Source organism: Peptoniphilus catoniae (genome assembly GCF_901447155.2).
GTDB lineage: Bacteria > Bacillota > Clostridia > Tissierellales > Peptoniphilaceae > Peptoniphilus_E > Peptoniphilus_E catoniae.
This window is the reverse complement of record NZ_LR588414.1, coordinates 58,239-81,641: the sequence shown is the minus strand read 5'-3', so window position 1 is coordinate 81,641 and position 23,403 is coordinate 58,239. Positions and strand designations below refer to the sequence as shown.

Below are 23,403 nucleotides of genomic sequence, written 5' to 3'. Positions count from 1 at the left end.
TTAGATATCTACCCTAAATTAATTAATTAATTCATAATACTTAAGATAAAAAACACCGCATTTATCTTTTCCACATGTGGATAATGTGGATAAGTCTGTTAAAAATATAAGTTTTCAAATCTTTAGTTGTGAATAGATTGTTCTTAATTTTTTTATTAAAATGATATATAATTATTTAAGTGATATTATGAAATTTCTAGATATTAAACCTAAATATAGAATAGGCATGAGAACAATTAAAACTTCTCTTGCTGTTACAATAAGCTTATATCTTTCACTGTTGCTTAATCTGCACACCCCTATTTTTACTGCCATTGCGGCAATTACATCAATGAAGGCTTCTCTTACGGAAAGCTTTGAGGACGTAAAAAAGAGAATGTTCTCATCTGTGTTCGGTGTGGTTTTAGGTTATGCCTTCAGTCTTATTCCTGTGCCTGAAATTTTAACTCCCCTACTGGGAGGACTTGGGATTATAATTATTATTTATATTCTTCAGCATATGAATATGAAGTCTATGGTTATACTTTCCTGTATAGTCTTTGTCGCATCTTTTACCTCGGAATCCAGCAAAATAATTTACGGAGTTAATAGAGTTGTCGGAACTTTTTTAGGTATAGCCGTATCAGTTGTCATTAATTATTTAATTGCAACCCCTGATATTTTTGAAATTTTTATAAATAATTCCCGACTAACCTTAAATTCCGCAAAAAAATTCCTTATGGAACTTGTTATTAAAGACGCTCACTCTATAGATTATTATAGTAAAGCTTATGAAAAACTGAATCTTTCTTATGAGCTGTTAATGTCTGAAAAAAACATACCTATTCACGGAAATATTATGCCTATTACATCAGAAAAAATTATGAATCATTTTAGAGATATTAATGTGAGATTTCAACTTCTTAATTCCATTGAAGACAGACCTGATATAAACTGTGACAATAAAAAAGCTTTGGAAGATATGCTTCATATAAACATATTGGATAAAGGAAAGCTTAAGGGAGAACTAAATACGGTTTATAACTTTCAAATAGATAAAATTTTATTATCAATAAATGAATTAGAAAGAATACTTGGAGAGTATGACTATGAATGATATAAAGCTTCTAGTTGCCCGTAACAAATTTTTAATGGCAAAGAATTTTTATTTTAACATGGACAAATTTATAAAAATTGTAAATGATAACAATGATGAATTTTTTAATCTTTTAGAAATTCTTAAAGAAGAAAAATTTATAAAATCTCATTTTGCACTGGATATAAATAAAGATGTAGGCCTTTTACAAAAACATATTAAATCTTTTTTCACAGGGGTTTTTAATGAGTCCTATATATCCTCCATAGCCAAGGGACTCCTTGAATCCTACCCGACCCTTATAAGAGTTAATCTTGCTCAAAATAAAAAAAGTTTAGTTTATGATGACTTCTTAAAAGAAGACTTTGAAATTTATAATGAAGATCCTGATTTTAAAAAGGGAGAAAGTCTTTTTGTAAGAATAATTGAAATAGATGGTTATAAATTTATTTTAGATAAAATCTCAACCTTTAAAGATGATGAAAGGGAAAGCTTTTTAACTTCCCTTTCAAATTTGTTTAAGGCTTCAAATAATTTAGAGTCAAAGACAAGGAAAGAAAAAATTTTAATTCTTAAAAAATCTTTTCCGGATTTGTTTTTAGCCTATATGATAACTATGGCGGAGCTTTTTGACATAGATGAGGAGATAATTTTTGAACATAAGAAAGAGGAAATTAAAAATTATTTCTTTTCAAATGAAGATCTTGAAATTTTTGAAAGGTTTTCTAAAATCTCTCAAGCAAAAAACTCCCTTAATGAGGATGAGCTTATATATATATTTAGTGTCTTAGAGGGCTTTCTTAATAACAAGTCCTTAAATTTTTCAGATTTCAGCAAATTCAGCTTTATAGATATAATTAAGGATGCAGCTTTGAAGGGAGCCTTCCTTAACTCATCACAATTTAAAAAGGCGGTTTTATCCCTTAGAGATTTTTATAATTATGCTCTAAAATACTCTGACAGATTTAAAAAACCTTATGAAGAACTAAATGAAATTTCTGAAAATATATTTATTTATCTTAACAATCTTGAAAACTCTACTGAAGGATTTTATTTTGATGAAAAGATTTTGTCTCTGCTGGATGAACCCTTCTACTTTAATCTTATAGACAAATTCGGTGCCTTTGTTGATATGCTCAGCCTACCTGAAATTACAGCTAAAAAATCCTCCCAGGCTATAACTGATGCCGGGGTTTATCTTATTGCAAAAAATCTTACTCTTAAGCCTGCTAAAGAGGTAAAAAGGCCTAATCAAAGTCACTATCCTTTAATTAATTTTTTCTTTAATTTTTTAAATATTAAGAAAATGATTAAGCTTGACTCAAGGGAAATAAGTTTTACAAGTAAATTAAATCAATTTTTATTTTTAGATTTAGAGGAACAGTTCGCTATATTTTTACACTATTTATTAAATAAAAATTTTTTAAATTTATTCTTAAGGCCTTACAAAATAGAAAACTATTTTAAAGATTTAAAGTGTCTTTTAAATAGGCTTGAAAAAAAATCTCCTCTTGATATAACTGATATGGAAATAAAAAAAAGAAATAGGTTTTTAATTGATACCTTAGCTGATCTTAACCTTGTAAGTTTAGAGGGCAATCTTGTAAGCTTTACTGAAACTGGACAAAGAATTTTTAAAAGCTATAAAAATAACTTAGTAGATGGTAATACAATTAACATAGAAGACTATATGAAATAGAATTTCCTTTTGCTTAATTGTTTGTAAAAGAGGTGAACATGATAAAATTCAAAAAATTTTTATATAAAAATAAAGACAATAAGCTCTTTGTCTTTATAGATAAATTTATTTATAGATTTGTTGACCATAGGATTACTGAAATTGGAGCCTCCTTGGTGTATTTTGCGATTTTGTCAATCTTTCCATTTCTTATTGCCCTTTTAAATATTATTAACTATACAAATATTTTAACTTCTGAGTCACTTGAAGGGCTGATAAGCTATCTACCTGGAAATATTGCAATAATAGTTGATAGCTTTATAAACGAAATAAACACCTACTCTTCTTCAAGCCTTTTGTCCTTTTCAATTATTATGGTGCTTTTTACCGCATCAAACATTCTCCATAAGATAATGAAAAACATAAGTCTTGCCTATGGCTTTAAAGATGACAGAGGTTTTATTAAGGAGAGGTTCTTGTCGCTAATTTTTACCCTAGCTATTTTAATTATGGTTATTATGCTTATGACAACTCAAGTTTTCGGCAAGGTTATTGTAGAAAGCCTGTCTAAATATTTTAAAATAGAAAGCGAAACAAGGCAATTAATCCACACCTTGGCAATACTTATAACTGTAGCTTACATGATAATTACCTTGGCTCTTCTTTACGGGCTCGCCCCCAATAAAAGTGCAAGAAAACTTATATCCTACAAAACCGCCTTACCCGGTGCCATTTTTACAACTTTTGTTTCCATATTCGTGTCTCAAATTTTCGGAAATTATGTAAACAATTTCGCCAACTATTCCATTACCTATGGATCCCTTGCCGGTATTATTATTTTACTGGTGTGGATGTGGCTTATGTCCATAATTCTTCTTCTAGGTGCTGAAGTTAATGGAGTTATATTCTCCATGAAAAACTTTAAGACAACTAATAAATGGCCAAGGCATGAATCCTTTTTTAAAAACCTTCTTAAAGATTTTGAGGACTAGCTGCTACTAAAGCAGCTACTTTTTTTGCCCCCATAGACTTTAAAACACCGGCAAGTTCATTTACCGTTGCCCCGGTGGTAATAACATCATCAACTATAATTATCCCGCCGCTAAGAGGCTCCGTCCCTTTAAAGGCTCCTTTAATATTTGTCAGCCTTTCCTCTGTACTTTCAGTCTTAACCTGCTCCTTAGTAAGCTTAATTTTTCTTGCAGGCTCTATAAGATCCATTAAGGTGTTGTCACATATTCCCTGAGCTATAAGCTTAGACTGATTGTAACCCCGTTTTTTTAAATCCTTAATGTGCATAGGAACATAGGTTATTTGCTTGTAGTCCTTGGATAAGGATTCAGCAAATAATTTTTCAGTTAAAATTTCCGAAAAAAGCTTATAGTAGTAGACCTTATCTCTAAACTTAAAATCGGATATTATTTTTCTAATCATACCTACATATTCAACTCCCACCACAATCCTATCAAGATTTGAAAGCTTAAAGGGAAAGTGAGAATCAAAATTTAAGTTTTCAAAACATGACCTACAGAGTCCATAGCTATAAACATTTATATCATCGCAAAAAAGGCATCTCTCTTTAATTGCTTTCATCCTGTAATCTTTCCTTTAACCTTGAATATCTTTTAGATATTGTATTGTTATCCACCATTATTTTTAAATATTTGTATTCCCCAACTAACACCACCAGCTTTTTAGCTCTTGTAATGGCGGTATAAATTAAATTTCTTGTTAAAAGAATGGGAGGAGCGAAGTGAAGGGGAATAATAACAACGTCAAACTCTGACCCTTGAGATTTGTGAATTGTGGAGGCGTAGGCAAGCATAAGCTCATCTAAGTCCTCATACTCATACTTTACAAGCTTTACATCATCATACCTTACATAGACTTCCTTTTCTTCCTTGTCTATCTTTTCGATGTAGCCTATATCTCCGTTAAAAACTCCCTCTCCTTCTTCTAAATAAAAGTCGGATTCTATTTTATACTCAAGGTTGTAGTTGTTTTTAGTGTGCATTACCTTGTCCCCTACCCTGAAAATATTATCTCCGTATTTTACTTCATCACCCTTGGGATTTAAAAGGGTCTGTAATTTATCATTTAAATTTTTAACTCCCACAGGTCCTTTTTTCATAGGACAAAGAACCTGAATGTCTTTTTTATCAATACCGTAATAGTCCGGTAGCCGCCTGTTAACTAAGTCTGCTATTATTTCACTTGTTTTTAACTGATCAGGCTCATTTATCATAAAGAAATCTTTGGAATTTGTAATTTCAGGCATTTTACCCTTGTTAATAAGATGGGCGTTTTTTATAATCATAGATTCCTCAGATTGTCTGAAAATTTCATCTAAATTGACCAAGGGAACCTTATCTGATTCAATAAGGTCCTTTAAAACATTTCCCGCACCAACTGAAGGTAATTGATCTCTATCTCCTACCAATATAAGTCTTGTCCCTTCCTTTACTGATTTTAAAAGAGTATTCATAAGAATAAGATCTACCATGGAAACCTCATCTACTATTAAAACGTCACAATCTAAAGTTGTTTCTTCCTCATAGCCGTAATTTAATCTGTCATCGGAGCTGAAGCCTATTTCCAAAAGTCTGTGGATAGTCATAGCCTCTCTCATAGTAGCTTCTTTCATTCTTTTTGCCGCTCTTCCTGTAGGCGCTGCCAACTTAACTGATTTTTCAAGTAGCTCAAAAACTTCTATAATGGCCTTTAAAGTTGTGGTCTTACCTGTTCCGGGTCCTCCTGTAATAATTAAAATCCCGTTTTCCACAGACTCCTTTACCGCCTTAATTTGATTTGCCGCAAATTTTAAATTTTGTCTTCCCTCAACCTTATCTATTAATTGATCAAGATTCTTTACCTTTTCATAGGGATATTTAAGCATGGACTTTATTTTGCCGCTAATATAGTTTTCGGCCTGTAGGTAGGGAGCATAGTAACAATCAAAATCTCCTTCTTCATTTCTTTCTATAAAGAATCTATCATCAAAGGTGAGTTTAATCACTTCCTCCCTTAAACTCTTCTCATCTATATTTAAAAGCTTCTCAGTCCTTTTTAAAAGTTCTTCTTGGGGAAGGTAGCTGTGACCTTCAAGAGCTGCAAGAAAAAGAGTATATTTAAGTGCTGCCTTAGCCCTAAAGGAAGGATCTACATTTCCAAGCCTTATAGCAATTTCATCAGCCTTTTTAAAACCTATTCCCCTTATATCTTCAGCAAGCTTATAAGGATTTTCTTTGATAAGGCTAATTGAATCTTCTCCATAGCTTTTATAAATTTTTATCGCATAGGAGGAGGATAAACCGTAGGAAGTTAAAAATATAATAAGTTTTCTAAGTCCCTTATTTTTCTCAAGACTTGATTTTATCTTTTCAAGCTTAAATTCTCCTATTCCTTCAATTTCAAGAAGCCTATCAGGATTATTTTCAATAATAGTTAAACTTTCTTCCTTAAACTTATCCACTATAGCCTTGGCGGTTTTTTCCCCTATAAAAGGAATGACCCCTGATGAAAGATAATTTATTATTCCTGTTTGAGACTTAGGTAGAATCTCTTCAAGGTCTTCAAATTTAAATTGCTCTCCGTATTTTTTATGAAAAACGAAATCTCCCCTAAAGATATACTCCATGGAGGTTTTAATCTCCATACAGTTTCCCACTACAACAAGATCTTCATCCTCAGAGTTTACTCTTGCTATAGTGTAGCCGTTGTCTTCGTTTCTATATATAATTCTTTCAATAACAGCTTTTATTTCAATCATAGTCCACCGCCAAAAAAATATACAGGAAACAAATGTCCCCTGTATATTGTATTACATTATTATTAATAAAATCTACCGACTAAAAGCTTTTATTATTTAAGGTAGGTCTTTAGCTTTTCCACCTTGTCGGTTTTTTCCCAAGGAAGATCCAAGTCATCTCTTCCAAAGTGCCCATAGCTTGCTACTTGTTTGTAAATAGGTCTAAAAAGTTTAAGATTTTTAATGATGGCTCCCGGTCTCGCATCAAAGTTTTCATTAATAATATTTGCAAGGTCTTCATCTTTTAAAAGTCCCGTGCCGAAAGTGTTTACATAAATAGAGATAGGTCTTGTAACTCCTATGGCATAGGCAAGTCCCAATTCGCATTTTTTAGCAAGACCTGCTGCAACTATATTTTTTGCAATGTACCTTGCATAGTAAGAGGCTGATCTGTCAACCTTTGTAGGATCCTTGCCTGAAAAAGCTCCGCCACCGTGTCTGCTAAATCCTCCGTAGCTGTCTACAATTATTTTTCTTCCTGTAAGACCTGTATCAGCCATAGGGCCTCCCATAACAAATCTTCCTGTAGGGTTTATCCAATATTTTGTATCCTTATCCACCATGTTTTGAGGAATTATTTTATCTATTACTTCCCTTTTAACTTCTTCTCTAAGCTGTTCTATAGGAACATCCGCCCTATGCTGAGTGGATACTACAACATTTTCAATTCTCTTAGGCTTATCATTTTCGTACTCAATACTTATTTGAGTTTTGCCATCAGGTCTTAAATATTCAAGTACATTTTCCTTTCTAACCTTGGCAAGCTGCCTTGCAAGTTTGTGAGCAAGATCAATTGGCATAGGCATAAGGGACTTTGTTTCATCTGTTGCATAGCCGAACATCATTCCCTGATCTCCTGCTCCGAAACTGTCAAATTCGTCTACATTGCCTTCCTTATATCTGTTTACTCCCATAGCGATATCTGGAGATTGCTCCTTTATTGCTGAAAGTACGCTACAGGTATCAGCATCAAAACCTATTTTTGCCCTGTCATATCCGATTTCCCTTATAGTGTCTCTAACAATACTTGTAAAATCCACATAAGTATTTGTGCTTATTTCACCTGAAATTAAAACAAGTCCTGTCGTTGCTAAGGTTTCGCAGGCAACTCTTGCATTGTCATCTTCTTTAAGTATAGCATCTAATATTGCATCTGAAATTTGGTCGCATACCTTATCAGGATGTCCTTCAGTTACAGATTCTGAAGTAAATATTTTATTTTTCATTCTTCCTCCTATATAAAACTACTTGATTCTCCAATAAAAAAATCTCCAAGGGAGCTTGGAGAAGACAATAACCTCATCTTTCAGAGAAGCTCTCTGTGGGATTTGGCACCTTTAAAAGGTTGCCGGGTTTCATCGTGCCCATTCACTCCACCACTCTTAATAAGGCTCATATTAAGTTGACTTGATTATAACAGTTTAAATATCTTTTGTAAAGGTCTAGACCGCTACTATGCCGAAATATTGAAGAAGCGCAATTCCAACTGCATAGGAAAATATTGACATAACAAAAGAGGCTGTGATTATCTTTGATGTAAGTTCGCCGTCTGATCCCATACTTCTTCCCATTACAAAACAGTTTACTGCACAGGGTGTTGCAAAATATACATAGGCAACAAGTATCTGATCATTACTGAAGCCTAAAAAATATGCTATAGGAACAAGTATAAGAGCTCCTAAAACGTCTTTTATAAAAGCTGAGCCTATAGCAAGACCCATGTCCTTTGTATCTTTTGAAAAATTAAGAGATGATCCCACCAGTATAAGGGAAAAAGGGCTGGCAATTTTGCCTATCATGTGCATAGCGTCTTCCACTCCCTGATAAATATAAATATTGTATTTTCTTGCAAGCATCCCTACTATAATAGTAATTATCATGGGATTTTTAACAACCTTATAGAAAAACTCCTTAAAGTTTATCTCATCTTCACCATAATAAGTAAGAAGAACAATGGCAAGAAAGTTGTAAAGTACTATGCCGAACATAAAAACCGCTATAACCGGATCCATATCATAACTGTCTGTTATAGCATCAAGAATAGGCACTCCTATAAAGATAAAGTTGGACCTGTAGGCACAGTGAACAAAGGCGGAAAGCTTCCTTCTGTCCTTTATAAAGTGCTTAGCTACAAACCAGGTAATGCCATAAATAGCACAGACTCCAAGCAAAATATAGACTATATATGCCCTATCAAAGGACTTTAATTCCGAATCCCTTATATCGAAAAAGAGAGTACAGGGCAAAATAAAATAAAAAATTATTTTAGTGCCCTTAGCTGTAAAGTTCTCATCTATAAATCCTAAAACCTTTAAAAAATATCCTAGGAACAATACTAAAAATATTGGAAAAATAGCACTTATTCCCAAGCCGAAGTATTCCATACAATCTCCTATCTAAAATCAATAAATATGATCTCCATAAGGAGACCATATTTTTAAATCTTTTTATTTATTTGCTACAAGCTTAGTCTTTCCTCCCATGTAAGGTTGTAAAGGCTCAGGTATTTTTATTGAACCATCTTCTTGAAGAAGGTTTTCTAAAAAGGCTATAAGCATTCTTGGAGGAGCCACAACAGTATTGTTAAGGGTGTGAGCCAAATAATTGCCGTTTTCTCCTCTAATTCTTATATTAAGTCTTCTTGCCTGTGCATCTCCAAGATTTGAACATGAACCTACTTCAAAATACTTCTTTTGTCTTGGACTCCAAGCTTCAACATCAAGGGACTTAACCTTTAAGTCAGCAAGATCACCGCTGCAGCACTCAAGGGTTCTTACAGGAATCTCAAGAGATCTGAAAAAGTCCACTGTGTTGTTCCATAACTGATCATACCAGTAAGGTGAGTCTTCAGGTTTACATATTACAACCATTTCCTGCTTTTCAAATTGGTGAATTCTGTAAACTCCTCTTTCTTCTATACCGTGAGCTCCCACTTCTTTTCTAAAGCAAGGTGAATAAGAGGTAAGGGTTTGAGGAAGATTTGCTTCATCTGTTATGGTATCAATAAATTTACCTATCATAGAATGTTCACTGGTACCTATTAAGTAAAGGTCTTCTCCTTCGATTTTATACATCATATTTTCCATTTCGCTAAAGCTCATTACTCCTGTAACAACATTTGAGCGAATCATAAAAGGAGGAATATAATAGGTGAAGCCTCTATCTATCATAAAGTCCCTTGCATAGGACAAAATTGATGAATGAAGCCTTGCTATATCTCCCTTTAAATAATAAAAGCCTGATCCTGAAGTTTTTCTTGCAGCATCGAGATCTATTCCGTCAAATTTTTCCATAATATCCACATGGTAGGGGATTTCATAGTCAGGCACTATAGGTTCTCCGAACTTTTCAAGCTCGACATTTTCACTGTCATCCTTACCTAGAGGAACTGTAGAATCCATCATTTGAGGAATAACCATCATTTTCTGCTTTAAATCTTCTGCAAGCTCTCTTTCTTCTGTTTCAAGAGCAAGAATTTCGTCATTTATTTCTTTAACCTCAGCCTTTGCTTCTTCAGCCTTTTCTTTTTCTTTTTTCTGCATATAGGCTCCAATTTCCTTAGAGGTTTTATTTCTCTTTGCTCTTAAATCGTCGCCTTTAGTTTTTACTTCTCTTAATCTTTCATCAATTTTAATAACTTCATCAACTAAAGGAAGCTTTTCATCCTGAAACTTCTTTTTAATATTTTCTTTTACCTTTTCGGGATTCTCCCTTACAAATTTAATATCTAACATTTTTACCTCCACAATAAAAAAAGCTCCCCATCCCCAAGGGACGAGAGAACCCGCGTTGCCACCCTAATTAATCTTTCGATTCACTTAGCAAATAAAAACTCCAAGACGGATTCAACAAGGTCGAATATCCGTTTTCACCTGCCACGGACTCTCTTAAAATCTAGCTTGCCTACTACTTCTCTTCATAGTTTTATATAAATTCACTTTTAATATATAGAGTATAGCAAATAATTTTAAATAACTCAAATCTTTGTTAGCTTAAATATAAAACTTGTTTTTGACAAAGAGCTTTCTTAAAATCTTCTATAAAAAAAGTGAAGTCTAAGCTTCACTTTCTTCTTTAAATCCCTGATATAAATGACCCTCTTTTTCTGCAATATATTTTTCTGCAGTAACTGCAGCTATTGCTCCGTCTGATGCCGCAGTTACAACCTGCCTTACACTTTTAACTCTAAGGTCTCCTGCTGCAAAGACACCTTTAAGGTTAGTTCTCATTTCCTCATCTGTAGGTATATAGCCTTTTTGCATTTCAACCTGACCCTTAAAGATTTCCGTTTCAGGTAAATAACCTATAAATACGAAAATACCGAAAGGCTCATCTTTTTTTATTTCTGTGACTTCATTTGTTTTTATATTCCTTAAAACTAATTCTTTAGCAGTTTTATCTCCTCTTATTTCTTCAACTACGCTGTCCCATATAAAATGAAACTTTTTATTGGCAAGTGCCCTTTCCTGTAAAGACTTACTTGCACGAAGCTCATCCCTTCTGTGGACTACATATATATTTTTGGCAAACTTTGAAATAAAAAGTGCTTCGTCTATGGCTGCGTCTCCTCCACCTATTACATATACGTCAAGTCCTTCATAAAAGGCTGCATCACAAGTTGCACAATAGGAGATACCCTTGCCGACAAACTCTTCCTCTCCCGGGCAACCGATTTTTCTCGGCTCCTGTCCGCTGGCTATAATAACTGTCTTTGACTCGTAGCTTTCATTTGCCGTCCTTATTTTTTTAATATCGCCCTTAAGGTCAACCTCAACTACTTCATCATAGGAGAACTCGGCTCCGAAATTTTCACACTGCTTTCTCATAGTAACTGCCAAATCAGTCCCATTTATTTTTTCTATGCCCGGATAGTTGTCAACCTCTGTAGTGTTACTAATCTGTCCGCCCTCTATTCCTTTTTCTATTACTAAGGTTTTAAGCTTTGCCCTTGCCCCGTAAAGACCTGCTGTAAGTCCTGCAGGACCTCCACCTAAAACTATTATATCGTACATATTACTCCCTCCTCCTTTAGCTTATACCCCTTTTATCTCTTATAAATAAAAAATCCTGAATCAATCAGGATTTTAATCTAGCGGCAAAGCTATTAATTTATAAAATAAATTTGCAGCCTTTATTTATATTTTAATTAAGCCTGAGTCAAATCTTTTAACTTTCCAGTCAGCTTATACTTGGCTTCTTTTAATTCTTTAATATTTTTTGAACCAGTCAGCACCATAAGCATTTTTGTTTTATAAATTAAATTCTCCACATACTTTTCTGCATAGTCAAGACCACCATGTACCAAATAGTGAAGGATCTCCCCGCTTATAGCTGTAAGGTCCGCTCCCAGTACAAGAGCCTTTACTATATCAAGGGAGCTTTTAATTCCACCTGAACCTATTATAGTAAGATCAGTTAAATTAAGAGCCTTTGCTTCTATGAGGATCATAGCCGTAGGGTTGCCCCAGGAGTAAAGGTCTGATAAGTCCTTATAGGGAGTCCTTAGGTTTTCAACTTCAATAAAGTTTGTTCCCCCTGATCCCGACAAGTCAACATATCTTACACCTATGTCATAAAGCTCTTTAACTGCAAACTTGGAAAGTCCAAAGCCCACTTCCTTTACTATTATAGGTTTATCAAGGGAATTTACAATTTTTTCTATATTTTTAAGTATTCCTCTAAAGTCCCTGTCTCCTTCTTCCATGGCAAGTTCGTGAGCAGGGTTTAAATGAATTTGCAAGCCGTCAGCTTCAATTAGGTCAATGGCAACTTTTGCATTATCTACACTTGCATAGCCATTAAGATTTGCAAGTACAACTCCATTTTTAAGCTCTTCTCTTACACATTTAAAAGATTCCTTGGCATCTTCATCTTCAAGAGCTATGGTTTCAGATCCTACTGCCATGGCTATGTTAAATTTATCAGCTATTTGTGCTAAATCCACGTTAATTTTTTTTGAAAAGTCAGTTCCGCCGGTCATGGCATTTATTATAAGCGGAAAGTCCAGCTTCTTGCCTAAGAATTCCACCGATGTATCTAAATTGTTAAAATCCAAATCCGGTAAGGAATTGTGATATAAAAAAACATCTTCAAAAAGAGTATCCCCTACATAGCTTGTGCGTAGGCAGTTCTCCAAGTGCTCTCTTTTTCTATACTTTCTCATAGTTATTCTCCAATCTATAATAAGCCGGCATCTAAAAGTCCCTTTGCAATTTTTTCTCCGCTGTGTCTAATTGTATCCTTCTCTTCTATAAAATCTCCAAGGATATAACCTATACCTTTGGATTTAAGATAGTTAAGACCATCTTCATCAATTTTTACTTCAGTTGATCTTGAAATTTTTAAATAGTTTTTAATCATTTCTTCTGACGGCTTTTTATTGTTAATTATAATTTTATCTATAATCCCTTCATAGGAATGTTTAACAATGGCCTCCACATGATCTCTTATATTAAAGCCCAAGGTTTCTCCAAGCTCAGTCATTACATTTAAAATATAAACTTTTTGACCTGAACTTTTTCTTAAAGCGTCGTTTATCCCATCCACTACCAAGTTTGGAATTATTGATGTATATAAACTACCCGGTCCTATAATTATTAAATCAGCTTCCTTTATAGCTAAAAGAGCGTCGGAACTTGCCTTAGGTATCTGAGGAAAAAGACTTATGTTTTTTATCCTTGTGTCTAACTTATATGCCATTTTAGGGATTATGGACTCTCCTATACACTTATCACCGTTTTCAAATTCCGCAACTAAATGTACATTCTCATAGGTTACGGGAACAACTCTTCCTGACATACTGAAAATATTTTCCACCTGGTTAAGAGCATTATTAAAACTTCCATATATATCGCAAAGGGCTGCTATTAAAATATTGCCGAAATTTTGTCCCTTAAGTCCTCCGGTTTCAAACCTGTATTGAAGAAGATTTTCCATAACTCCTTCAGTTTCTGACAAGGCAACTATACAGTTTCTTACATCTCCGGGAGGTAATATACCCATATCTTGTCTAAGTATACCTGACCCTCCTCCATCATCGGCCATAGTTACTACAGCTGTAATGTTGGAGCTGTACTTCTTTATTCCTTTTAATATGGCACTTATACCTGTGCCTCCGCCTATTACAACAACTTTTTTCAATTTCTATTCACATCTCTATGGCTAACGGAAATATTATAGCCCATTTCCTTTAATCTTTTACCAAGCTCATTTGCTATTGCAACGGATCTATGAAAGCCTCCTGTGCAGCCTATACCTACAACTAATATACTTTTTCCTTCTTTGGCATAATTAGGTATTAGAAAATTAAGGATATCTACAGATTTTTCTAAAAATTTTTGAGTTACCTCTTTATTAATTACATAGTCCTTGGTTTTTTTGTTCTCTCCGTTTAAATGCTTAAGTTCTTCTATATAATAAGGATTTGGAAGGAACCTTACATCAAATATTAAATCCCCATCAAGGAGAATCCCCTTTTTAAAACCGAAGGAGCATATAGATACCTTTATTTCTCCGTCGCTTTCTATTCCCAACATGGTAATAAGTTTTTCCCTAAGCTGCTTATCAGTAAGATCCGAAGTGTCTATAATATAGTCGGCACTTTTTTTTATATCCTCCATAAGTTCAAGCTCTTTTTTATAACCACTTACTATGGATTTACTTAAGGGGTGAGGTCTCCTAAGCTCCTTATACCTGTTTATTATTACATCTTCAGCAGCATCTAAAAATAAAAGTCTGTATTTAAAGTTGAGCTTTCTAAGCTCCTTTAATGATTTGGAGAAGTCTTGAAAAAATTCTCCACTTCTTACATCTACTACTACACAAACCTTATTCATATAGTTTGATGCAGATGCAATTTCAGCAAATTTTGGAATAAGCTGAGGAGGAAGATTATCCATGGCAAAATATCCTAAATCCTCCAATTGATTTAGGGCCTTGGATTTACCTGCTCCACTCATTCCCGTTATTACAAGAATCTCCATTGTCTCCTCCGATAAATTTCACCTCAGGTACAAGCTTTACCTTATACCTGTCATAAACTACTTTTTGCACCATTTCAATAAGTTCTTTTACATCCTTTGAAGAGGCCTTATTATAATTAACTATAAATCCGCAGTGCTTTTCACTAACCATAGCCCCACCATGTCTTAAACCTCTAAGACCGCAATCATCTATAAGCTTTCCTGCAAAATAGCCCTCAGGTCTTCTGAATGTTGAACCTGCAGAGGGAAGCTCAAGAGGTTGCTTGGAGCTTCTTCTTTTAAAAAAGTCATCCATTTTCTCTTTTATCCCACTGTAGTCTACTCCTCTTTTAAGCTCAAATACAGCGGACAAAACTATATAGCCCTTATCTTGTGCAAGACTATGTCTGTAACCGAAATCCATTTCCTCATTGGATAGGTCCAAAATATTTAGATCCTTATCTAAAAGTCTTACCCTTTTAACAAAATTTTTCATTTCAGAATCATAGGCTCCGGCATTCATTATAACGCCTCCTCCTACAGATCCGGGAATACCATGAGCAAACTCCAGACCGCTTAAACTGTTTTCAAGGGCGAAGTTAGCCAACTCCCTTAGACCAGCTCCACAGGCTGCAGTAATTTTATTGTCTTTTATAGTTAATCTATCTAATGATTTTAAAATAAGAACCAGACCATTGAATCCTTTATCATCTACAAGAACATTACTTGCCCTTCCTAGGACCAAATATTTTATATTTTCCCCTCGAGCAAGTTTTAATGCCTTTATTAAATCCTCTTCGCTATTGGGAAACAAAACATATTTTGCCTTTCCACCTATTTTAAAAGTCGTATGTTTATTTAAAGGTTCGTCTACTAATAACCTACCGTAATCTCTAAAATTTATCATTTCCCACCTCAAGGCTATTATACTATAAATTTAAAAATTAAAATATCTCCACATGTGTTAGAATATAATTATGAGAAAATTTATTATTAGCCTTGGAGCTCTAATTATATTCTTTGCCCTTATAGGGGGTATATATTGCAAGAGTCCATCTGTCTTTTATGACATCCTGGTATCTGAGGACGGAAAAGTTTTAAAAGATAAAATTAAAATTATATCTTGTGATTATTACCGGTCAGGTGAAATTAAAAGAGTAGGTCTTATTTACAGAAAACCTTTATCTCTTAAAAGGATAGTGGAAATTATTGACGAGGATTCTGGAGAAATTCTCTATTCCATGGACCTATCGGAAATAAAGCCCTGGAAAATAAAATTCGGCAATTTGGTAAGTAGGTCTGAGCCTGAAATTGCCCTGGGTGTTTTTAAAAAAACTCCCCTACATAATATTAAGGCTAAAAGGTGCTTTATCTACAACCTTAACAAGGAAGAAAAGAAGCTGGTTCCAAGAATAAGAATATCTAAATTCTCAAGACCCATGATTGACTTTAGACCTTATGACATAGACGCCGATGGAATATGGGAACTTATAAGCATAGAAGAAAATAAAGACAAAAGCCAAAGAATTGCCGCATACAGGTGGAGGGACTTCGGCTTTGAGCTTGTTTATGAAGGTGACCCGGGGACCTTTAAATCCTTTGATGAGTCCAAAGATTTAAAGGTTGATGGAAAGATGTTAACTATTGAAAATAATAAAATAAAGCAGGTGATTAAATGAAAAAAATAATTTTATTTATGGCAACACTTTGTTTACTTACTTCTTGTAACTTCTTTGCCCCTAAGGACAAAAAGGAAGTTAAAGAAGCAAAGCAACCGAGTCAGGAAGAAATTGATACAACAAATGTATCTAAGGTTGAAACTATTGATCTTCCTGAAGGCTACAATAAAATAATAGATGTACCTATTGATCTTACTGAAGTAAATGCAAGCATCCCCTCCTATAAGGTTAGAAACGATTTATCAAATATAGAAAATTTGGATCAGTTTGGAGACTTTACCGATGTTCAAAAAGAAGCCCTTGTTAATTCAGGATTTTTTATAGCACCTTTGGTAACTGACCCTAATGACACTTATGCTTCTTCTATTAAGGAACAACTTTTCTATATTTATGAAGACAACGAATATAAACTTATACCTTCCTTTATTACAACGGACTCAGTTTTACATACCTATCACATCTTCTATGACAACTTCCTTAAAAGATTGGAAGAGGAAACCCTATATGACAAGTTATTTGAACTTACTGATAATATGTTTAAGGACTCTATAACTCAATACGAATCCATTAACAATGAAAAGGTTAAAGACCTTGCCCTTAGAAATATAGCCTACTTTGCAACTGCGGAACTTTGCCTGGGAGAAAAGCTTCCTGATAATATACCTGATAAGGCAAAATCCCTTGCAAGGGAAGAATATAAAAAAATAAGCTCAAAGCAAGGTGAAGCTTCAGATATTCTTGGTATTAAAATGGACTATAGCCAATTTACTCCAAGGGGTCATTATACTAAAAGCGAGATTTTGAAAAAGTATTTTATAACCTCCATGTACTACGGACAAGCCGGTTTCTTTGTAAAAGATGATGGCAATTATAGAGAAGACCTTACAGGTATGGCTCTTTTAATAACCGACAATGTTTTCAGCAATAAAGCTTCCTATAACCTGTGGAGTGATATTTTTGATCCTTTGAGCTTTCTTGTTGATAGCGCAGATGACCTGACAGTTAAAGAATATTCATCAATTCTTTACGGTATCTACGGAAAAGAACCTGACCTTAATGATCTTCTTAACAAGAAAAAATTAAAAGATGTTTACGGCAACATAGAAATAATGAGAAAACCTAAAATAGGCGGATTTTTGGGACAATCCTTCAGATTTCTACCTCAAAGGGCTGTATTTGATTCAGTATGGATGCAAAACCTTGTTGAAATCGCCGGTCCTAACACTCCGTCAAGAAGACCTATCTACAGCGGTCTTGATGTAGCGGCAGTAATGGGAAGCGATTATGCTACAAATCTTCAGCTTAATAACCCCGACAACAAAAAATGGCCGGACTATGAAAAGAATCTTAAGAAAACTACTGAAGAAGTAGCTTCAATTAAGGATGAAACTTGGAAAAAGAACTTATACAGAGGTTGGTTGTGGTCCTTGGAGGAATTGACTAAAGACTTTGGTGAAGGCTATCCTGAGTTTATGAAAAAAGATTCCTGGAAGGCAAAGGACACTAACACTCTACTTGGATCCTGGGCTGAGCTTAAACACGATACGGTTCTTTATGGCAAACAACCTATAGCTGAATGTGGAGGCGGAGGTTATGATACTGTGCCTAAGTCCTATGTTGAACCTAACGTAAATCTCTATAAAAAATTAGCCTGGTTAATAGAATTCTCAGCTGAAAACTTAAGGGCTAGGGATATGCTTGATGAGTTTACCTATGATAACATTATGTATCTTAAAACTCTTTGTGATGACCTTGCATCTGCAAGTATAAAGGAACTTTCAGGGGAAGAACTTACAGAGGATGAATATATAAACTTAATGTATATTGGCGGAACCTTGGAAAGTGTATCTTTAAAATTCGTTACAGGAGATTCTCCTTATTGGGAGCTTCTTGATGAAAATGACAGACATATGTCCATAACTGCAGACCTTATGTCCATTGCTCCAAACAGCCTTGGACTACCTGAAGGAGAATACCTTCATGCAGGTCTTGGCGATGCCTATGAAATCTATACGGTATTTCCTATTAACGGCAAGCTTTATCTTGGCCGTGGAGGAGTTTTATCCTATAGAGAATTTATAAATTCAGAAAGACTTACTGATGAAGCCTTTAGAGAAATTTTAAAAAGTGATCCTTCCTATGGAATAACTCCTTGGGCAGCGGATTTATATGCAGGTCCTAAATCAAAAATTCCTGAACCTGATGTTATGTACTAAAGGTAAAGATATAAAAAATGCGTTAGATTTTTCTCTAACGCATTTTCTTTTTATTTTACTTCAAATTTTAAATCATCATTCTCTACATCTACAGTTAAGGTATTATTCTCCATTAACTGATCTTTAATAATCATTTTTGAAATTTCCGTTTCAAGCTTTGATTGGATATACCTCTTAACAGGTCTTGCTCCATATTGAACATCAAAGGATCTGTCTAATATAAAACTTAATGCCTGATCTGTAATATTAATTTTAATATTTCTGTCAGCAAGTCTATTTTCAATATCCCTAATAGTGAACTTAATAATTTCAAAAATTTGCTCTCTAAGCAAAGGCTTAAACATTACTATTTCATCAACCCTGTTTAAAAACTCAGGTCTAAATCTAAGCTTCATTTCAGAATTTACCAAGTCTCTTGCTTCCTGTGTTATCTCTCCATCTTCGCCAATGCCTTCAAGAAGATATTGAGATCCTATATTTGATGTCATGATTATAACAGTATTTTTAAAGTCAACAGTTCTGCCTTGATTGTCTGTAAGTCTTCCGTCATCTAAGACCTGAAGCAAAATATTAAAAACATCCGGATGAGCCTTTTCTATCTCATCAAAAAGTATTACAGAGTAGGGTTTTCTTCTAACTGCTTCAGTTAGTTGGCCTCCCTCATCATAACCTACATATCCCGGAGGTGAACCTACAAGTCTTGAAACTGAATGCTTTTCCATATACTCAGACATATCTATTCTTATCATGTTTCTGTCATCATCAAAAAGATTTTCAGTAAGTGCCTTTGCAGTTTCGGTTTTACCGACTCCTGTAGGTCCCAAGAATATAAAGGAACCTATAGGCCTGTTTTCGTCTTTAAGACCTGCTCTTGCTCTTAAAACCGCATCGCTTACAACCTTAATTGCTTCTTCCTGTCCTATTACCCTTTTGTGTAAATCCGCTTCAAGATTTATAAGCTTATCTCTTTGAGTTTTATTTAATTTCTCTATAGGTATTCCTGTCCATCTGCTTACCACATGGGCGATTTCATCCTCTGTAACCTCTTCCTTAACCATAGAGTCTTCTTCCTTAGTTACAGCTTCAGCTTTTTTTAATTCTTCTTCAAGCTTAGGCAAGCTTCCATATTTAAGCTGAGAAAGTTCTTCCAAATTATAAACTCTTTCAGCCTCTTCGATTTTATGCTTAACATCATCGATTTGCTTTTTAATTTCCTTTACCTTTTCAAGCTCACTTTTTTCACTTTCCCATTTTGCCTTTAACTCATCAAACTTTGATTTTTCTTCTGAAAGTTCAGATTCAAGTTCTTCAAGTCTTCTCTTTGATCCGCTGTCATCTTCTTTTTTTAGTGCCTGTCTTTCTATTTCAAGCTGAAGAATTTTTCTTCTTACATCATCTATTTCTGTAGGCATGGAATCTATTTCCGTCCTAAGCATAGCACAAGACTCATCCATTAAATCAATTGCCTTGTCAGGCAAAAACCTGTCTGAAATATATCTGTCCGATAAGGTCGCAGCGGCTATTACTGCGGAGTCTGAAATTCTAATTCCATGAAAGATTTCATACTTTTCCTTAAGCCCTCTTAAAATAGAAATTGTATCCTCTACTGTAGGCTCCTGAACTAAAACTTTTTGGAATCTTCTTTCAAGGGCAGGATCTTTTTCTATATACTTTCTATATTCATCTAAGGTAGTAGCTCCTATAGTATGAAGCTCACCTCTTGCAAGCATAGGCTTTAACAAGTTTGATGCATCCATGGCACCTTCACTTTTACCGGCGCCTACAATATTGTGGATTTCATCTATAAATAAAAGAATCTCCCCTTCAGATTTTTTAATTTCTGAAAGAACAGCCTTAAGTCTTTCTTCAAACTCTCCTCTATACTTGGCACCTGCTATTAGGGCACCCATATCAAGAGAAAATACCTTTTTATCCTTTAGGCCTTCCGGCACATCTCCATTAATTATTCTTTGAGCAAGGCCTTCAACTATGGCTGTTTTACCAACCCCTGCCTCACCTATTAAAACAGGATTGTTTTTTGTTCTTCTTGATAGAATTCTTATAACATTTCTTATTTCTTCATCTCGTCCTATTACAGGGTCCACCTTGCCTGATCTGGCATCCTTAGTCAAATCTCTGCCGTACTTTTCTAAAACGTCATAGGTTGATTCAGGGTTATCGCTGGTTACCTTTTGATTTCCCCTTATTTTTTGTAGTGCTGTTAAAAATGTGTCGGTATTTATTCCATACCTTGTAAAAATTCCGGAAGACTTTGAATTTTTTAAGGATATAATTGCAAGATAGAGATGCTCAACTGATACATAGTCATCTTTAAAATCTAAAGCATACTTTCTTGCCCCTTCAAGAACCTTGTTAAAGTCAGGTGAGGCATAGACGCTACCCCCACTTTGTTTAGGAAGTTTTTCTATAGCATCCTTTACTTCAGACCTAAAGGCTTCAACACTTACTCCCATATATTTTAGAACTCTTGGAACCAGGCCTTCTTTATCTTGCAAAAGTGCATAGTTTAAATGTATCTCTTCAAGCTGTGCATTTCCATAAGAACTTGCTAGGCTCTGTGCATCCTGTAAAGCCTGTAATGATTTTTGTGTAAATTTTTCAAAATTCATAATACCACTCTCCCCCTATGAAATGTTTTTTAACTCTTCATAAAGTTTTATTTGTTTTTCACTTAAATTAGCAGGGTTTATTATATTAAATCTTATAAATAAATCCCCTGTCTTGCCTTTTAAATCTTTGAAACCTTTGCCGGGGATTCTCATTTTAGAACCTCCCTTAGTGTTTTTAGGCAGCTTTATTCTTATTTTGCCGCTTAAGGTTTCAACAAGTAATGAATCCCCAAGGGCCGCTTGCCAAGGATAAATTTCTCTGTCCTTATATATATCCAGGCCTTCAAGCTTTTCATTGTCTGATGTGTAAACACCTACTTTAAAGTAAATATCTCCAGGGACTCCATACTTCTCTCCATTTACCTTTATTTTTTTACCCGGTGTTATACCGGCGGGAATTTTTAATTCAACATCTATAGGCTTATCGTTTAAGTAAAGACTTATGCCCTTTTTAGCTCCCTTATAAGCTTCCTTAAGGGAAATGCTTATATCGGTATTGTACCTTTGTCTGGTTTCCTTTGTCCTTCTTGATTTTCCGGTATTCATATCTGAAAATATATCTGAAAAACTGAATCCTCCGGTGGTTTTTGAATCTCCGAAAAACATATTAAAGAAATCAGAAAAATTTCCGTTGTTTGTTCCTTTTGAGTAAGAATATCCATATTGTGACGGGTCAAAGTTGGCTCCGTTGGCAAAATCGTAATTTGAGCCGAAGGTATCATATTTTTGTCTTTTGTCCTTATCTGATAAAACTTCGTAAGCCTCGTTAATTTCTTTTAATTTTTCCTGAGCTTCATCGTTATCCGGATTAAGATCCGGATGATATTTTTTTGCAAGTTTTCTGTAAGCGGATTTTATCTGCTTATCACTTGCATTTTTATCCACTCCAAGAATTTTATAATAATCTCTATACTTCAAGTAATCACTTCCTTATGGAAAATTCTTTTTTTGACCTTCTTTGACCTTAATAATAATTATACGTTAGATGCTTTAAAAAATCAACTGTTTTTAACATTTTACCTTAAATTTTTTTGCAAAGAAAAAAGCTGACATCAGTCAGCTCCTCCAACACCGAAATCAGTGTTTTCATATAGAAAATCTATTCTATCATCATCCTTTAAATAGACGTACTTATTCATAAACCAGCTTACAAGTTCATTATCTCTTTTAATATCTGTGGTGTTCTCAACAAAAACATTAACAGTCGCCCATTTAAAATGATTCTCTATTATTTCTATATCCCTATCTATCATTTCCTTTGTTTGACCTTTAATGCCAACCATTATACAGGGAGAATCAAAATATTTTTCTACCTCCTTGTAGGATTTAAAATCTGCATTTTTATTGAGAACCTCTTGTCGAAAATTGTTGTCAAAGCTTTCAATTCCTACCTTAAAAAGTACCTGAGTTCCTTCAAAAAATTCCCTTATTTCATTTAGCCTTTTTCTATAGGCGAAGTGTGCTTCAAATATTAATTTTGAAATTCCCTTTTCCGCTACAAGGTTTTTTATTTCTTCTAAAGTCGCTTTTGGAAGTTCAAATACAGAACCTGAATTAATACATTCCAAAGATTTGTACTTGCCTGTAACGTTTTTTAAAATTTTAGAATTTTCCCTTACTATATAATCTTCGTCAAGACAATTATCGTCTATATAATCACAAAAAGTACACTTGCTCCAAAAACAGGGTTTACCTATTAATAAAACTATTTCTCTTTTTCTCTTATTTTTAATTTCACTATAGCGTATCAAGATTTAACCTCTTATAAATATTATTCACTAAATAAAAAGACATAAGCCTGTCAAGGTATTCCATAAAATACTGAACTATAAAAACAGCCACTGCAGGGTTAAGTTTCATATTAATAAGAAACCTGACTATTATTGATGATCCGCTGGAAGTAACACCTCCAAATATATAGCCTGCTATTATGGCTCCCAAAATGGCACCTGGCAAAACCGCAAGGGCCATAGCAAAAGGTGTAGTAAGCTTATTAAAAATATTAAATTCCAGAAAAAGTCCGACCATAAATATCATAAGCATACCTGTAGGTGCAAAGGGCAAGGCATAGGGGTCAAATAAAATAGTCATTATACAGGAAGAAGCAAAGGCTGAAATAACAGCCAGCTTCCAACCGAAGATTAAACAAATCATCATAGTACCTATGTGGTCAAGAAGCAAAGGCACCTTTGTCGCCACCGCAATAAATGATCCTGCTACGTTAACTGTCATAAGAATGCCAATTATAACTAAGTCTTTCGTTCTAATTTTTTGCATAAAAAAACCTCCTATTAATTTAGGAGAACTCAAATAAAAAAGCCCTAATTTTTTTATCCTTGGAGCTCTCAAACAAGTC

Annotated in this window: 19 protein-coding genes, 1 riboswitch and 1 other annotated feature; of the genes, 5 read left to right on the top strand and 14 right to left on the bottom strand. The window is 34.2% G+C overall.

Annotation, left to right across the window (positions count from 1 at the left end; genetic code table 11):
- Positions 1-187 precede the first annotated feature (187 nt).
- Genes PEPCATONIAE_RS02955 through PEPCATONIAE_RS02945 form a run of 3 tightly spaced genes read left to right on the top strand, consistent with a single transcriptional unit; the run spans position 188 to position 3,745 of the window.
- Positions 188-1,096, top strand: a complete 909-nt coding sequence (locus PEPCATONIAE_RS02955; protein WP_138159494.1) for an FUSC family protein — start codon at positions 188-190, stop codon at positions 1,094-1,096.
- Positions 1,089-2,774, top strand: a complete 1,686-nt coding sequence (locus PEPCATONIAE_RS02950; RefSeq protein WP_138159493.1) for a hypothetical protein — start codon at positions 1,089-1,091, stop codon at positions 2,772-2,774. Before PEPCATONIAE_RS02955 ends, PEPCATONIAE_RS02950 begins: the two co-directional genes overlap by 8 nt.
- Before the next feature lie 38 nt (positions 2,775-2,812).
- The gene (locus PEPCATONIAE_RS02945; protein ID WP_138159492.1) at positions 2,813-3,745 is read left to right on the top strand and encodes a YihY/virulence factor BrkB family protein; all 933 of its coding nucleotides are present in this window, start codon (positions 2,813-2,815) and stop codon (positions 3,743-3,745) included.
- Here the strand turns inward: PEPCATONIAE_RS02945 and PEPCATONIAE_RS02940 are convergent.
- The 10 genes from PEPCATONIAE_RS02940 to murB all read right to left on the bottom strand — a co-directional run bounded on the left by PEPCATONIAE_RS02940 (position 3,726) and on the right by murB (position 15,429).
- Positions 3,726-4,346: a ComF family protein gene (locus tag PEPCATONIAE_RS02940; RefSeq protein ID WP_138159491.1), complete on the bottom strand. Its 621-nt coding sequence runs from the start codon at positions 4,344-4,346 to the stop codon at positions 3,726-3,728. The two genes, PEPCATONIAE_RS02945 and PEPCATONIAE_RS02940, sit on opposite strands and share 20 nt — an antisense overlap.
- A complete protein-coding gene (recD2, locus tag PEPCATONIAE_RS02935; protein WP_138159490.1) occupies positions 4,333-6,522 on the bottom strand; it encodes an SF1B family DNA helicase RecD2 in 2,190 nt (729 codons plus the stop codon). The genes PEPCATONIAE_RS02940 and recD2 overlap by 14 nt, the downstream gene beginning before the upstream one ends.
- 92 nt (positions 6,523-6,614) lie before the next feature.
- Positions 6,615-7,787 (bottom strand): methionine adenosyltransferase, encoded by a 1,173-nt coding sequence (gene metK / locus PEPCATONIAE_RS02930; RefSeq protein WP_138159489.1) that lies wholly within the window; start codon positions 7,785-7,787, stop codon positions 6,615-6,617.
- Positions 7,788-7,857: 70 nt separating this feature from the next.
- Positions 7,858-7,953, bottom strand: a riboswitch (SAM riboswitch).
- A 50-nt stretch (positions 7,954-8,003) separates the two neighbouring features.
- Complete coding sequence (locus PEPCATONIAE_RS02925; protein ID WP_138159488.1) at positions 8,004-8,945, bottom strand: AEC family transporter; 942 nt, start codon at positions 8,943-8,945, stop codon at positions 8,004-8,006.
- 63 nt (positions 8,946-9,008) lie between these two features.
- Positions 9,009-10,295: a serine--tRNA ligase gene (gene serS, locus PEPCATONIAE_RS02920; protein ID WP_138159487.1), complete on the bottom strand. Its 1,287-nt coding sequence runs from the start codon at positions 10,293-10,295 to the stop codon at positions 9,009-9,011.
- A 33-nt stretch (positions 10,296-10,328) separates the two neighbouring features.
- Positions 10,329-10,490, bottom strand: a binding site (T-box leader).
- 126 nt (positions 10,491-10,616) lie between these two features.
- A complete protein-coding gene (gene trxB / locus PEPCATONIAE_RS02915) occupies positions 10,617-11,573 on the bottom strand; it encodes a thioredoxin-disulfide reductase (protein WP_138159486.1) in 957 nt (318 codons plus the stop codon).
- Positions 11,574-11,707: 134 nt separating this feature from the next.
- Positions 11,708-12,724: a type 2 isopentenyl-diphosphate Delta-isomerase gene (gene fni, locus PEPCATONIAE_RS02910; protein WP_138159485.1), complete on the bottom strand. Its 1,017-nt coding sequence runs from the start codon at positions 12,722-12,724 to the stop codon at positions 11,708-11,710.
- Positions 12,725-12,738: 14 nt separating this feature from the next.
- Positions 12,739-13,701, bottom strand: a complete 963-nt coding sequence (locus PEPCATONIAE_RS02905) for a gluconeogenesis factor YvcK family protein (protein WP_138159484.1) — start codon at positions 13,699-13,701, stop codon at positions 12,739-12,741.
- Positions 13,698-14,543, bottom strand: a complete 846-nt coding sequence (gene rapZ, locus PEPCATONIAE_RS02900) for an RNase adapter RapZ (RefSeq protein ID WP_138159483.1) — start codon at positions 14,541-14,543, stop codon at positions 13,698-13,700. The genes PEPCATONIAE_RS02905 and rapZ overlap by 4 nt, the downstream gene beginning before the upstream one ends.
- Positions 14,503-15,429 (bottom strand): UDP-N-acetylmuramate dehydrogenase, encoded by a 927-nt coding sequence (murB, locus tag PEPCATONIAE_RS02895; RefSeq protein WP_138159482.1) that lies wholly within the window; start codon positions 15,427-15,429, stop codon positions 14,503-14,505. The genes rapZ and murB overlap by 41 nt, the downstream gene beginning before the upstream one ends.
- 70 nt (positions 15,430-15,499) lie before the next feature.
- On the opposite strand from murB, the gene PEPCATONIAE_RS02890 reads away from it, so the two are divergent.
- Both PEPCATONIAE_RS02890 and PEPCATONIAE_RS02885 read left to right on the top strand, forming a co-directional pair.
- Positions 15,500-16,201: a hypothetical protein gene (locus PEPCATONIAE_RS02890; protein WP_138159481.1), complete on the top strand. Its 702-nt coding sequence runs from the start codon at positions 15,500-15,502 to the stop codon at positions 16,199-16,201.
- On the top strand, positions 16,198-18,417 hold the full coding sequence (locus PEPCATONIAE_RS02885; protein ID WP_138159480.1) for a DUF3160 domain-containing protein: 2,220 nt from the start codon (positions 16,198-16,200) through the stop codon (positions 18,415-18,417). The genes PEPCATONIAE_RS02890 and PEPCATONIAE_RS02885 overlap by 4 nt, the downstream gene beginning before the upstream one ends.
- Positions 18,418-18,467: 50 nt before the next feature.
- Here the strand turns inward: PEPCATONIAE_RS02885 and clpB are convergent, their stop codons facing one another.
- The 4 genes from clpB to PEPCATONIAE_RS02865 form a co-directional block, all read right to left on the bottom strand.
- Positions 18,468-21,047 carry an ATP-dependent chaperone ClpB gene (gene clpB, locus PEPCATONIAE_RS02880; RefSeq protein WP_138159479.1) on the bottom strand — a complete coding sequence of 860 codons (2,580 nt, stop codon included), beginning with the start codon at positions 21,045-21,047 and terminating at the stop codon, positions 18,468-18,470.
- A 15-nt stretch (positions 21,048-21,062) separates the two neighbouring features.
- Complete coding sequence (locus PEPCATONIAE_RS02875) at positions 21,063-21,965, bottom strand: DnaJ C-terminal domain-containing protein (RefSeq protein WP_138159478.1); 903 nt, start codon at positions 21,963-21,965, stop codon at positions 21,063-21,065.
- Between the two features lie 134 nt (positions 21,966-22,099).
- Complete coding sequence (locus PEPCATONIAE_RS02870) at positions 22,100-22,798, bottom strand: radical SAM protein (RefSeq protein WP_138159477.1); 699 nt, start codon at positions 22,796-22,798, stop codon at positions 22,100-22,102.
- Positions 22,785-23,324 carry an ECF transporter S component gene (locus tag PEPCATONIAE_RS02865; protein ID WP_138159476.1) on the bottom strand — a complete coding sequence of 180 codons (540 nt, stop codon included), beginning with the start codon at positions 23,322-23,324 and terminating at the stop codon, positions 22,785-22,787. The genes PEPCATONIAE_RS02870 and PEPCATONIAE_RS02865 overlap by 14 nt, the downstream gene beginning before the upstream one ends.
- Between the last annotated feature and the right edge of the window lie 79 nt (positions 23,325-23,403).